The organism is Pseudomonas sp. EA_35y_Pfl2_R5, from assembly GCF_963970805.1.
Taxonomy (GTDB): Bacteria; Pseudomonadota; Gammaproteobacteria; order Pseudomonadales; family Pseudomonadaceae; genus Aquipseudomonas.
The window spans coordinates 358,934-371,506 of record NZ_CAXAOW010000001.1 but is presented as its reverse complement, the minus strand read 5'-3'; the positions used below and the strand labels follow the sequence as shown (position 1 = coordinate 371,506).

General features: G+C 60.1%; 14 protein-coding genes. 6 read left to right on the top strand and 8 right to left on the bottom strand.

Translation table 11 applies throughout. The annotated features are described in order from the left end of the window. Nucleotides 1-26: 26 nt before the first annotated feature. Nucleotides 27-398 (top strand): DUF4870 domain-containing protein, encoded by a 372-nt coding sequence (locus AACX99_RS01625; protein ID WP_160013746.1) that lies wholly within the window; start codon nt 27-29, stop codon nt 396-398. Between the two features lie 124 nt (nt 399-522). Here AACX99_RS01625 and AACX99_RS01620 read toward each other — a convergent pair whose 3' ends face one another. Next, nucleotides 523-1,302, bottom strand: coding sequence for an exodeoxyribonuclease III (locus AACX99_RS01620; protein WP_339409101.1), 780 nt, complete (start codon nt 1,300-1,302; stop codon nt 523-525). A 93-nt stretch (nt 1,303-1,395) separates the two neighbouring features. Here AACX99_RS01620 and pyrE point away from each other — a divergent pair, with 93 nt between their 5' ends. Then, nucleotides 1,396-2,037, top strand: coding sequence for an orotate phosphoribosyltransferase (pyrE, locus tag AACX99_RS01615; protein WP_339409100.1), 642 nt, complete (start codon nt 1,396-1,398; stop codon nt 2,035-2,037). A 22-nt stretch (nt 2,038-2,059) separates the two neighbouring features. After that, on the top strand, nt 2,060-2,653 hold the full coding sequence (locus AACX99_RS01610; protein ID WP_339409099.1) for a DUF4124 domain-containing protein: 594 nt from the start codon (nt 2,060-2,062) through the stop codon (nt 2,651-2,653). A 2-nt stretch (nt 2,654-2,655) separates the two neighbouring features. On the opposite strand, the gene AACX99_RS01605 is transcribed toward AACX99_RS01610, so the two are convergent. The 5 genes from AACX99_RS01605 to coaBC all read right to left on the bottom strand — a co-directional run bounded on the left by AACX99_RS01605 (nt 2,656) and on the right by coaBC (nt 8,707). Continuing rightward, entirely contained in the window at nt 2,656-3,102 is a 447-nt protein-coding gene (locus AACX99_RS01605; protein ID WP_339409098.1) for an acyl-CoA thioesterase, read from the bottom strand. A 330-nt stretch (nt 3,103-3,432) separates the two neighbouring features. Then, complete coding sequence (gene argB, locus AACX99_RS01600; RefSeq protein WP_339409097.1) at nt 3,433-4,338, bottom strand: acetylglutamate kinase; 906 nt, start codon at nt 4,336-4,338, stop codon at nt 3,433-3,435. A 30-nt stretch (nt 4,339-4,368) separates the two neighbouring features. After that, the gene (algC, locus tag AACX99_RS01595; RefSeq protein WP_339409647.1) at nt 4,369-5,757 is read right to left on the bottom strand and encodes a phosphomannomutase/phosphoglucomutase; all 1,389 of its coding nucleotides are present in this window, start codon (nt 5,755-5,757) and stop codon (nt 4,369-4,371) included. Nucleotides 5,758-7,012: 1,255 nt separating this feature from the next. Then, the gene (dut, locus tag AACX99_RS01590) at nt 7,013-7,468 is read right to left on the bottom strand and encodes a dUTP diphosphatase (protein ID WP_339409096.1); all 456 of its coding nucleotides are present in this window, start codon (nt 7,466-7,468) and stop codon (nt 7,013-7,015) included. A gap of 30 nt (nt 7,469-7,498) precedes the next feature. Then, nucleotides 7,499-8,707 (bottom strand): bifunctional phosphopantothenoylcysteine decarboxylase/phosphopantothenate--cysteine ligase CoaBC, encoded by a 1,209-nt coding sequence (gene coaBC / locus AACX99_RS01585; protein WP_339409095.1) that lies wholly within the window; start codon nt 8,705-8,707, stop codon nt 7,499-7,501. Nucleotides 8,708-8,896: 189 nt separating this feature from the next. Between coaBC and radC the strand changes: the two genes are divergently transcribed. Beyond that, nucleotides 8,897-9,571 (top strand): RadC family protein, encoded by a 675-nt coding sequence (gene radC, locus AACX99_RS01580; RefSeq protein ID WP_339409094.1) that lies wholly within the window; start codon nt 8,897-8,899, stop codon nt 9,569-9,571. On the opposite strand, the gene AACX99_RS01575 is transcribed toward radC, so the two are convergent. Continuing rightward, nucleotides 9,568-11,157 carry an ABC transporter substrate-binding protein gene (locus AACX99_RS01575; protein ID WP_339409093.1) on the bottom strand — a complete coding sequence of 530 codons (1,590 nt, stop codon included), beginning with the start codon at nt 11,155-11,157 and terminating at the stop codon, nt 9,568-9,570. The genes radC and AACX99_RS01575 overlap by 4 nt on opposite strands. Nucleotides 11,158-11,501: 344 nt before the next feature. On the opposite strand from AACX99_RS01575, the gene rpmB reads away from it, so the two are divergent. Together rpmB and rpmG are read left to right on the top strand one after the other, a co-directional pair. Beyond that, a complete protein-coding gene (gene rpmB, locus AACX99_RS01570; protein WP_090240685.1) occupies nt 11,502-11,738 on the top strand; it encodes a 50S ribosomal protein L28 in 237 nt (78 codons plus the stop codon). A 10-nt stretch (nt 11,739-11,748) separates the two neighbouring features. Continuing rightward, nucleotides 11,749-11,904, top strand: a complete 156-nt coding sequence (gene rpmG, locus AACX99_RS01565) for a 50S ribosomal protein L33 (RefSeq protein WP_007894709.1) — start codon at nt 11,749-11,751, stop codon at nt 11,902-11,904. Nucleotides 11,905-12,048: 144 nt separating this feature from the next. On the opposite strand, the gene AACX99_RS01560 is transcribed toward rpmG, so the two are convergent. Then, entirely contained in the window at nt 12,049-12,414 is a 366-nt protein-coding gene (locus AACX99_RS01560) for a cupin domain-containing protein (protein ID WP_339409092.1), read from the bottom strand. Nucleotides 12,415-12,573 lie beyond the last annotated feature (159 nt).

Below are 12,573 nucleotides of genomic sequence, written 5' to 3'. Positions count from 1 at the left end.
AAGCCCGTAACGCAAGGAGAAACACCATGAGCGACGAGTCCCAAGCGCCACAACCGGTTCCCGGCCCTGAAGCCCGCCAGTGGGCGATGTTCTGCCACTTCGCTGCCTTTCTCGGACTGGTGATTCCCTTTGGCAACCTGCTTGGGCCGCTGATCGTCTGGCAGATCAAGAAGGACCTTGATCCGTTCGTCGATGCGCAGGGCAAGGAAGCGCTGAACTTCCAGATCAGCGTGGCTCTGGCCGCGCTGCTGTGCTTCCTGCTGATGGTCGTCGTCGTGGGCTTTCCGCTGCTGGTGCTGGTCAGCATTGCGGCGCTGGTGCTGACCATCATTGCCGGGATCAAGGCCAATGAAGGCCAGGCTTATCGTTACCCCTTTGCTTGGCGCTTGGTGAAATAAGCATTGCGCAATCGCCGGGAGCGATTTTTAACGTCGCATCACGACGGTCCGCAGGGTGCTGGCCAGGGATGGCAGAGCATAAAAAGCCGGCGCTTAGCCGGCTTTTTTGTGCCCTGCTATCAGGCTATACGCTGAGTATCCAGTCGTAATCGACGATCAGCGGCGCATGCTGCGAGAAGCGTGGCTGGCGTGGCAGCCGCGCGCTGCGGATGCTGCGACGCATGCCGGGGGTGAGCAGCTGATAGTCGAAGCGATAGCCGAGGTTGAGTAATTCGGCCTGCTCGCTATCCGGCCACCAACTGAACTGGTCGCCTTCACGGCTGACTTCGCGCAGCGCATCGACATAGCCCATGGTGCCAATCACTTCATCCAACCAGGCGCGCTCCGGGGCGAGGAAGCCCGGTGATTGCTGGCAGTCGCGCCAGTTCTTCACGTCGAGCTTCTGGTGCGCCACATAGAGCGAGCCGCAATAGATGTACTCGCGGCGCTTGCGGCGCTGCTTGTCCAAATAATGGGTGAAGTCATCCATAAACTTGAATTTCTGATTCAAGCTCTCATCACCCTGCTGCCCCGAAGGCATGAGCATGGTGGCAATACTTACTTTGTCGAAATCGGCCTGCAGGTAGCGCCCATAGCGATCGGCCATTTCAAAGCCCAGACCGCTGATTACCGCCTTGGGTTGCAACCGCGAATACAGCGCCACGCCACCTTGGCTGGGCACTTCTGCATCGCAGGCATAGAGGAAATAGCCATCCAGTTGGAGGGCTTGGTCGTCCAGTTCAAAGGCGGAGGCGCGGGTGTCCTGCAGGCAGATGACGTCGGCATTCTGTGCTTGCAGCCAACTGAGCAAACCGCGCTCGACTGCAGCATGAATACCATTCACGTTCACACTGATGATCCGCATAAATGGCCCCCAAAATCACGTGCGTGTATGATACCCGAGCTCACCTCTATTAGCTAAATTACCTAGTGAATCCGTGCTGTCCGGGGCTTTTTAATGCAAGCGTATCAACGTGATTTCATCCGTTTTGCTATCGAGCGTGGGGTTCTGCGCTTTGGTCAATTCACCCTCAAATCTGGGCGTATTAGTCCTTATTTCTTCAACGCAGGGCTGTTTGACAGCGGCTCGGCCCTGGCCCAGCTGGGCCGTTTCTACGCAGCCGCAGTGGTAGACAGCGGTATCGATTTCGATGTGCTGTTCGGCCCGGCCTACAAGGGTATTCCGCTGGCGGCAACCACAGCAGTTGCGCTGGCCGAGCACCATCAGCGTGATCTGCCCTGGTGTTTCAACCGCAAGGAAGCCAAGGACCACGGCGAAGGCGGCACTCTGGTTGGCGCGCCTTTGGCCGGGCGCGTGCTGATCATCGATGATGTGATCACCGCCGGTACCGCGATTCGTGAGGTGATGCAGATCATTCAGGCGCAGAGCGCCCAGGCCGCTGGTGTGCTGATCGCGTTAAACCGCCAGGAACGTGGCAAGGGCGAGCTTTCTGCGATTCAGGAGGTCGAGCGTGACTACGGCGTGCCGGTGGTGAGTATTGTGTCACTCGAACAGGTACTGGAATATCTGGCAGAGGATGCTGAACTCAAGCAGTATCTGCCTGCGGTACAAGCCTATCGTGCCGAGTACGGAATTTAACCCGCTGATAAGGTGCTGTGTTGTGCATAAAACTGTCCTGACCTGCTGTTCGCTGTTGCTTGGCCTACTGTTACCGGTTGTGGCAGGTGCGACCGAGTTGTACCGCTATGTCGATGATAAGGGCACTACTGTGCTCAGTCGTCAGGGGGTGCCGCCGGAACACATCAGTAAGGGCTATGAGGTGCTGAATGACCAGGGGCGGGTGATCAAGGTGATTCCACCTGCACCCAGCCCAGAGGAGATGAAACGCATTCTTGCCGACAAGGCCCGCGCGAGCAGTGATGCACAGTTGTTGCGTCTGTACAGCACGCCGGATGACGTTGAGCGTGCGCGTCAGCGCAAGCTGGCCGAGCTAGATGGTTTGATCGGCGTGGCACGCGGCAATCTGCAGTCGGTGCGCACGCAACAGGCAAATCTGCAGAGCCAGGCTGCCGACCATGAGCGTGCCGGGCGCGCAGTGCCGGCGCATTTGCTGGCGCAGATCGATAACCAGAAGAGTGAACAAGCGCGTCTTAAAGGCGACATTCTGCGTTATCAGGCAGCGCGCACAGAAGCGGACAGCCGTTTCAATGCTGATCGTGAGCGGCTAAAGGAGCTGTTGGGCCGCAACCAGTAAGGCTATTGCTGCGGCGCGCAGCGTTCAAAGGCCATAACCTTCTCTTTCAGCCACGCTGGTAGTGGACTGCTGCTGCGGCTTGTGTTGTCCGCGTGCACGTAAATCACTTCGCCGGCAGTCAGCGCCTGCTCACCGCACCAGATACCCATGGCAAAACTCAGGCTCGAGCGCCCCAGGCGGGCGACACGAATGCCGATCTGTAGTTCATCATCGAAACGTGCCGGGGCCAGATACTCGAGCACGGTCTTGATTGCAAAGAAATCGCCGCCGTCGCGGCTCAGGTCGTCCGGGTAGCTGATGCCCAGCGCACGGAAGTATTCGGTGATGGCGACATCGGCATAGGTCAGGTAATGACCGTTGAACACGATGCTCTGCGGGTCGACTTCGGCCCAGCGCACGCGCAGCGTATGGAAAAAGCTGAAGGTTTCGCGGGAAGGCGCGGTTGGCATGCGGTACACCTCTGGCTGGCAGTGCGAGTTCACTGAGCTTCGGTGTTGCGGCGACCTACTGCAAGGGTTGCATTTGGCTATCAGGCGGGCGAATCAGCCAGGATTAGCCGCCTGATTTACTTACTGGCCGTTTAGAATCTGTTTACGATCTCGCGAGCTAGAGTCCTACAAGGCGAAAACAGGCGAGGAGGCGGAGTTTACTGGTGTAAATGAGCATTACTCGTTTCACTCGCCCCTTCGGGGGCGCGCTGAAGCGCGTTAGTCACAAGCGGCTTCCGAGCCTGTTTTTAACGCAGTAGGGCCGACGCGCAGCAGATCGTAAATAGGTTCTCAGTGGCGTTTGCGGTTGCAGATCAGGGTACCCACACCACTGTCGGTGAAGATCTCCAGCAGCACGGCGTTCGGCACGCGGCCGTCGATGATGTGCGCACTGGTCACGCCGCCTTGCACTGCTTCCAGGGCGCAACGGATTTTCGGCAACATGCCGCCATAAATGGTGCCATCGGCTATCAGTCCATCCACCTGCTCGGTTGTCAGGCCAGTGAGCACCTGGCCCTGCTTGTCCATCAGGCCGGCGATATTGGTCAGCAACATCAGCTTCTCGGCTTTCAGTGCTTCGGCGACCTTGCCGGCGACCAAGTCGGCGTTGATGTTATAGGACTCGCCGTTCTGGCCGACGCCAATCGGTGCGATCACCGGAATGAAGTCGCCCTTGACCAGCATATTCAGCAGGTCGATGTTGACCCCGGTGACTTCGCCGACATGGCCGATATCGATGATCTCCGGCTGGGTCATCTCCGGCGTTTGGCGGCTGACCTGGAGCTTCTTGGCGCGGATTAGCTGGGCGTCTTTGCCGGTCAGGCCTATGGCGCTGCCGCCGTGCTGGTTGATCAGGTTGACGATGCTCTTGTTGACTTGGCCGCCGAGAACCATTTCCACCACGTCCATGGTCGCAGTGTCGGTGACGCGCATGCCGTCGACAAAGTGGCTTTCGATGGACAGGCGCTTGAGCAGATCACCGATTTGCGGACCGCCGCCGTGGACGACAACCGGGTTGATGCCGACCGCCTTCATCAGCACGATGTCGCGGGCGAAGCCTTGCTTGAGCTCTTCGCTTTCCATGGCGTTGCCGCCGTATTTGATCACCAGCGTCTTGCCGACAAACCGGCGGATATACGGCAGTGCTTCGGACAGTACCTTGGCGACATTGGTGGCGGCATCGCGTTCGAGGGTCATGCAGGGCTCCAGTTAAAAATCGCTAATCAATCAGAACGGCAGGTCAAGGTCGGGCACCGCGCTGTAGAGCTGGGCGCGGAAAATTTCCTTGATCCGTTCGAGTTCCTGTTCGGTTTCCGCCTCGAAGCGCAGTACCAGCACTGGCGTCGTGTTGGAGGCGCGCACCAGGCCCCAGCCTCTGGGATAGTCGACACGCACGCCGTCGAGGTTGGTGATATTGCCTTCACCCCATACACCATCACGCTGCAGGCGTTCGATGATGCTGAACTTGCTCTGCTCGGTGACCTGAATATTGATTTCCGGGGTGGAAACGTCGTTGGGGAAGGCGCTGAACACGTGGTCGGCGTCGCGGCGGTCCTGGCTGAGGATTTCCAGCAGACGGGCGGCGGCATAGATGCCGTCGTCGAAGCCGAACCAGCGCTCTTTGAAGAAAATATGCCCACTCATCTCGCCGGCCAGCAGTGCGCCGGTTTCCTTCATTTTCTTCTTGATCAGTGAGTGGCCGGTTTTCCACATCACCGGGCGCCCGCCGTAGCCACTGATCAGTGGAGTTAGGCGGCGCGTGCATTTGACGTCGAAGATGATGTCGGCGCCGGGGTTGCGTGACACCACATCCTTGGCGAACAGCATCAGCAGGCGGTCCGGGTAGACGACGGTGCCGGTATTGGTCACCACGCCGACGCGGTCACCGTCGCCGTCGAAGGCCAGGCCGATATCGGCTTTTTCGCTCTTCACCTTGGCGATCATGTCTGCCAGGTTTTCCGGTTTGCCAGGGTCCGGGTGGTGATTGGGGAAGTTGCCGTCGACTTCGCAGTACAGCGGAATCACCGAGCAACCCAGCGCCTCGATCAATTGCGGGGCGATAACCCCGGCCACGCCGTTGCCGCAATCAACCACCACGCGCATGGGTTTGGCCATGGCAATGTCGTCGCGAATTTGCTTGAAGTAGCGCTCCAGCACATCGACCTGTTCGACGGTGCCGACACCGCTGGCCAGGTCGTTGTTGTCGATGCGTGCTTTCAGCGCCTGAATCTGCTCGTTGGCCAGGGTGTCGCCGGCGATAACAATCTTGAAGCCGTTGTAGTCCTTCGGATTGTGGCTGCCGGTGAGCATCACCGCCGATTTGCCTGTGAGGATATGCCCGGCGTAATACACCACAGGCGTTGGTACCATGCCGACATCGCTGACGTTGCAGCCGCAATCAAGCAGGCCCTGGATCAGTTGTTGCGCCAGCTCCGGGCCGGAGAGGCGGCCGTCGCGGCCGACGGCGATGTTCGGCTCGCCCTGGGCCAGGCTCTGCGAGCCGATGGCGCGGCCGATCCAGTAGGCGGTTTCGGCATTCAGGGTGCGGCCGACCACGCCACGAATATCGTAGGCGCGGAAGATGTCTGCAGGCAGCTTGGGCGCTTTCGCCTGCACGGGGGCGGGCGCCGGCTCATCGAGGCCGAGCAGGTCCTGGTCTTCGTCGAGAATATCGATGTCGAGGATGTCGGTGTCCTGGAATAGCGGGTCAACCATAGCGCTGGTGGGCTTTTGCATGGCGGCGAGTCCTGGGTTGGTTGTACCTGTGCCGGCGGCTGGCGCGACGGCTGGTTCAGACGCGCGGCGCGGCATGCGTGCGAGGTTCTGCGCGAGGATATCCAAGGCTGGCAGAGTCAAGCTGAAGGCTTTGACGGCCTTACCGGCGGACAGTTCCTTGAGCATTTGCCCCAGCTGCAGCACGTCGGCGCGCAAATGGCGCTGCAGGCTGCTTTGCAGGAGATAGAGGCCGACAATTGCACCAGCCAGGGCCAGCAGACCAGCGATGATCAACAATAGCGGCGAAAACACCGGATTGGTCAGCGACGGGCCGGGGGTAAAGCTGACCGTCCAGTTGGGGTTGCCGGTGCTGAATGATTGCGCGGTGCCTTGCGCCTCACCGCGCTGAGCGAGGACCTGGGCGGCGGTGTTATTGAATTGCTGGATCAGCTGGATTTGGCCGATCTCGGCGGGCATCACCGGCAGGCTGGCGAGCAGGCGCTCAAGATCCACGGCCAGCAGTAGGGTGCCATGCAGTGGCTCACCTTCGCTCAGGCGCAAGGGTGCAGCACTGTAGACCAGCCAGCGTTGGCCCACCTTGTATGCCTCCGGTGCGGGTGTCTGGCCGTTTTCTGCGCGGCGCAGCATATCCAACGCAGCGAAGTTCATCGGCGCGCTGCGCCCCATGTCCTGCACGGCCTGGCCGCGGGCATTGAGGTGCGCGTCGACCACCCCGTGCCAGTAGGTGAGGTTGCGTTCGGCGCCGCGGATCTGGTTGGTATCCTGGCTCTGCAAGGCTTGCAGCAGTTGCGGGTTGCGCGCAGCTGCCTGGGTGTCGGCGCTCAGTTGCTGCAAAGCCTTCTGCAATACGGTTGCCTGACCGCCGCCCCAGGCCTGGCTAAGTTGCTGCAACTGCTGCTGATAGGCGCTATTGAGCGGGCCGAACCAGAGCAGCGCACCGGCCAGGATGATGCCGAGTAACGCCGCCAGCACACCGGGTAACAAGGCGTTGGGGCTGTTCTTGGTCGCTTTGGCTTCGGCGGGGGCACTGGTCAGTTGGGCGCTGGCGGTTACTCCGTCAGCGTCCTTGGCTGTGCGCGTGAAGAGTTTCATGCAGCGCCTCCTCGGCAATTCATCCTGAAATTTGGTTATGTAATCAATGGCTGCCGGAGTGGCCGAAGCCGCCTGCGCCGCGCTGGCTCTCATCGAACTGTTCGACCAGTTCGAAATGCGCCTGCACCACCGGTACCAGAACCAGCTGGGCGATACGTTCGCCAATGGCGATGGTGAAGGCGCTCTGCCCACGATTCCAACAGGACACCATCAATTCTCCCTGGTAGTCCGAGTCGATCAGGCCGACGAGATTCCCTAGAACGATGCCGTGTTTGTGACCCAGACCCGAGCGCGGCAGGATCATCGCGGCCAGGCCAGGGTCGCCGATGTAGATCGACAGGCCGGTGGGGATCAGCACGGTTTGCCCCGGTTCCAGCACCAGATCCTGTTTGAGCATGGCGCGCAGGTCGAGGCCGGCGGAGCCTGGCGTAGCGTAGTGCGGCAGGGGAAATTCGTTACCCAGGCGCGGGTCGAGGATTTTGGCTTGTAAGGCGTGCATATCAGGCTCTTTGCTCGATAAATAAAGGCATCAGCTACGCGCGAGGCGTTCGGCAATAAAGCTCACCAGTTGGCGGGCAATCTTGCTTTTGCTGGTCTGGGCGAAGCTGCTCTGCTGGAGCTCACGGTCGATGATGGTGATGGCGTTTTCTTCACTGTTGAAGCCGATGCTGGGGTTAGCCACGTCATTGGCGACGATCAGGTCGAGGTTCTTGTCGCGCAACTTGCGCGAGGCGTACTCCAGCAGGTTTTCGGTTTCGGCAGCAAAGCCGACGCTGAATGGCCGGTCACTGCGTCCTGCCAGGGTGGCGAGAATATCCGGGTTACGGACCATTTGCAGGAGCAGACCATCACCACTGGTGGGGTCTTTTTTCAATTTGTGCTGGGCGACCACTTCCGGGCGGTAATCGGCGACTGCCGCGGCAGCTATCAGCAGGTCACAGGGCATCGCCGCTTCGCAGGCCGCGAGCATGTCGCGGGCGCTGGTGACGTTGATCCGGGTGACGCGCTCGGGCGTTGGCAGGTGCACCGGGCCGCTGATCAGGGTGACCTTGGCGCCTGCCTCGGCAGCTGCTTCGGCGAGGGCAAAGCCCATCTTGCCGGAGCTGTGATTGGTGATGTAACGCACCGGGTCGATGTTTTCCTGGGTCGGGCCGGCGGTAATCAGCACGTGCTTGCCGGTCAGTGCTTGGTGTTGGAAGCAATCGGCGGCGCATTGCACCAGTTGTTCGGCCTCGAGCATGCGCCCCAGGCCGACGTCGCCACAGGCCTGGCTGCCCGCCGCAGGGCCAAACAGATGCAGTCCGCGTGCGGTCAGCAGCTGGGCATTGGCTTGAGTGGCGGGGTCACGCCACATGGCCTGGTTCATTGCCGGTGCCAGGGCTACGGGGGCATCTGTGGCGAGAACCAGGGTGGTCAGCAGATCGTCGGCGACGCCCTGGGCCAGACGCGCCATAAGGTCAGCGGTGGCCGGGGCAATCAATACCAGATCGGCCCAGCGTGCCAGTTCAATATGGCCCATGGCCGCTTCGGCTTCAGGGTCGAGCAGATCGAGGTGCGCCGGATGTCCGGACAGTGCCTGCAGAGTCAGCGGGGTGATGAATTCGCGACCGCCTTTAGTCATGACCACGCGCACGTCGGCATCCTGGTCCTTGAGTCGGCGAATCAGCTCGGCACTTTTATACGCGGCAATACCGCCGCCCACGCCAACAATGATGCGTTTCCGATACAGCCGCTGCATAGGCCTGCCTTTTATCAAAGAGGGTTTTACCGCTGCGCCGACACCTCCCCAGGTCAGGCGCCGCGCAAAAGTTGGGCTACGATAGCACAGAGCCTGCAGTGGGGCAGCGCTGCCAAGCGCTTGCCAGGCTTGGCTTTGCGGCACACGGACGCGGCGCTTTGCCGCGTCTGGTACACACAAGGAGGTGTGATGAGTATTCGTGATTGGCCTGCGGCAGAGCGGCCGCGAGAAAAGCTGCTGACGCAGGGCGCAGGCACCCTGACCGACGCCGAACTGCTGGCGATTTTCCTGCGTACAGGTGTGGCCGGGCAGAGTGCGGTCGACCTGGCGCGTCATCTATTGGGCGACTTCGGCAGTCTGCGCGCCTTGCTGCAGGCGGATTTATCTTCGTTCAGTCAGCGTCTTGGGCTGGGACCGGCCAAATTTGCCCAGTTGCAGGCGGTGCTGGAGATGGCCCGTCGTCATCTGGCCGAGCAATTGCGTCGCGATTCGGCGCTGGAAAGTCCCCAGGCCGTGCGTGATTACCTGAAAGCGTTGCTACGGCATGAGCCACATGAGGTATTTGGCTGCCTGTTTCTCGATGCCAAGCACCGTGTGCTGGCGTTCGAGGCGCTGTTTCATGGCTCCATCGACAGCGCCAGCGTTTATCCCCGGCAGGTGGTTAAGCGCGCGCTGGCACATAACGCAGCGGCGCTGATTCTAACCCACAACCACCCGTCGGGTGTGGCCGAACCCAGTCAGGCGGATCGGGTGCTGACCCGTCGCCTGAAAGAGGCACTGGAGCTGGTGGATGTGCGCGTACTCGACCACTTTATCGTCGGCGACGGTGAGCCGCTGTCGATGGCCGAGTACGGCTGGCTTTAGGGCTTCAGGCGCACCTTGGCAAAGTCCTGGCGACCGAACGGACTGACCTGATAGCCCTCGACCTGCTTGCGCGTTAGCGCGTAGGCAGTCGGGTGGGCCAGCGGTAGCCACAGCGCCTGCTGCTGGATGATTTGCTGCGCTTCTTTATATATCTGACTGCGCTGCGCCTGGTCGCTGGCGCTTTTGCCATCGGCGATCAGCTTGTCCAGTTGCGGGTCGCAATAACGGGCGAAGTTCAGCCCGGATTCAAGCGAGGCGCAGGCAAACTGCGGGGTGAGGAAGTTGTCCGGGTCACCGTTGTCGCCGGCCCAGCCCATGAATAGCAGGTCATGCTCGCCCGCTTTAGCGCGGCGAATCAGCTCACCCCATTCGATCACGCGGATTTCCGCTTTGATGCCGATCTTCGCGAGATCAGCCTGCAGCAACTGCGCGCCCAAGCTCGGGTTGGGGTTGAGCACGCTGCCGGTGGGACGCGTCCAGATGGTGGTGCTGAAACCATCGGCCAGGCCGGCCTGCTTGAGCAGGTCCCGAGCTTTCTGTGGGTCGTGGGGGTAGCCGGGCAGTTCGCTGGCATAGCTCCAGGTATTGGGCGGATAGGGGCCGTTGGCTGCCTCGGCGCTGTTCTCGAATACCGCTTTCAGGTAGCTGGCCTTATCGAACGCCAGGTTGATCGCCTGGCGCACGGAGGTTTTGTCCAGCGGCGGGTGCTGACTGTTGATGCCGACGAAGGCGGTCATAAAGGCAGCGGTATACGCGCTCTGTAGATTGCTATCGCCGCTGATGGACTGCACGTCCTGCGGTTTGGGCGACAGGGAGATATGGCATTCGCCGCGGCGCAGTTTCTGCAGGCGCACGTTGGCGTCCGGGGTGATGGCGAACACCAGGTTGTCCACCGCAGGTTTGCCCGCGAAGTAGCTTGGATTGGCGCTGTAACGCACGCTGGCGTCCTTCTGGAAGCGTTTGAAAACAAACGGACCAGTGCCGATTGGCTGGCTGTTAAGTGCTTCCGGGGTGCCGGCCGCCAGCAGTTGTGCGGCGTATTCGGCGGAATAAATAGAAGCGAAGCCCATGCTCAGGGTGGCGAGGAAGGTCGCGTCCGGGCGGTTAAGGCTAATGCGCAGGCTGTGCTCGCCGGTCTTGTCGATGCTTTTGATCAGGCTCGGCAGCTGCATTGATTGCGCATGCGGGTAACCGCTGGGGGCGACCTTGTGCCATGGGTGAGCTGGGTCGAGCATGCGCTGAAAGCTGAACAGCACGTCATCAGTATTCAGTGGGCGGCTGGGGCTGAAATACTCGGTCTGGTGAAAACTCACATCCGTGCGCAGTGTGAAGCTGTAGTCCAGGCCATCCGCGCTGACCTGCCAGGCCTGCGCCAGGCTTGGTTTTAGCGTGCCGCTGAGCGCATCAAAATCCACCAGGCGGTTCATCAGTACGTCGGCCGAGGCGTTGGTGGTGGTCAGCGAGTTGTACTGCACCACATCGAAGCCGTCAGGACTGGCCTCGGTGCAGATGCTGAGCGTGTTGCCCTGGGCCAGAGCGGGCGCAAGAAGCGGGGCGAGCAGCAGCGGTAGGGTGGCGAGACGCATGGCAAACTCCTGACAGGGTGGCGCGTGGGCGAGGGTCTTACCCTAGGCCATTATTTGGCGGCGGAGCAATCAGTCTTGGCGACGAGCGGTCGATCTGCGCTGTTGCCGTTGCGGGCTGGCCTGGACGCCGGAATAGCGGGTTGCTCTTTGCCGGGTAAAGTACGTTTAACCTTGTTGCGCTGAGGGCTTTCTGGTATAAAGCAGCGCTCTTTTGTAGGGGCCCGGTTCTTGCGCTTTCAGGTACGGCCGGTAAGACCCTCGAGATACGCGGCGCTAAGCGCCAAGATTGAATATTAGCGGCCAACCCATGCCGGGTTGGGCATGTGGTTTTAGAGGGCTGAGGCATGTCGAGAGTCTGTCAAGTTACCGGTAAGGGTCCGGTAACCGGGAATAACATTTCCCACGCAAACAACAAAACCCGTCGTCGTTTCCTGCCGAACCTGCAGCATCACCGCTTCTGGGTCGAGTCTGAGAACCGTTTTGTACGTCTGCGCGTTTCTGCCAAAGGCATGCGTTGCATCGACAAGCGTGGTATTGACGTCGTTCTGTCCGAGCTGCGCGCTCGCGGCGAAAAGGTTTAAGGGGAAAGTCATGCGTGAATTGATCCGTTTGATCTCGAGTGCCGGTACTGGTCACTTCTACACTACCGACAAAAACAAGCGCACTACTCCGGACAAAATCGAAATCAAAAAATTCGATCCGGTTGTTCGCAAGCACGTGATCTACAAGGAAGGCAAGATCAAGTAATTGATCTGGCTCCTTGCCGAAAAAGCCCGCTTTTATAGCGGGCTTTTTCTTGCCTGCGATTTGGCGTGATAAACCCTGGGCGCTAAAAATGGCCGGCAATAAAAAGCCCGCGCAAGGCGGGCGAAGGGTGACGCATGAATAGCTTCAGCTGCTGGCTTGTTCGAAGATCACATAGACCTTGCTGCAGGGCTCTAGTACCTCCCAAGTGCCGGAGAAGCCGGCCGGGATGACGAAGCGGTCGCCCGCACGCAGGGTTTTGGCGTTGCCATCTCTATCGCGCAGTACCGAGACGCCTTGCAGAATCTCGCAGTACTCGTGTTCGGTGTAGTTGATGTTCCAGTGGCCGATGTCGCCTTCCCAGATACCCGCATTGAACTGACCGCACGGGCTGCCATAGTGGTTGCGCACGCTTTGCTCGGGGTTGCCCTTGAGGACTTTTTCCGCAGCTGGGCGGTAGTGCTCCGGTGCGGTAGTGGCGGTGGCGAAGTCGACGATCTTTTCGATGTTCATAAACATGTCCGGTAGGGATGGAGCGCCTGTTAAGGCCAGGCTTGTTGTCGGTAGAGTAGCGATTTCGGCAGTCTATGTTTAATAAAGCACACATAACAAGGCGGTCTTGCCAGTTTTTGTAAAAAATATTGGAAGTGTGCAGGCCTCTGGTTTAGTGTT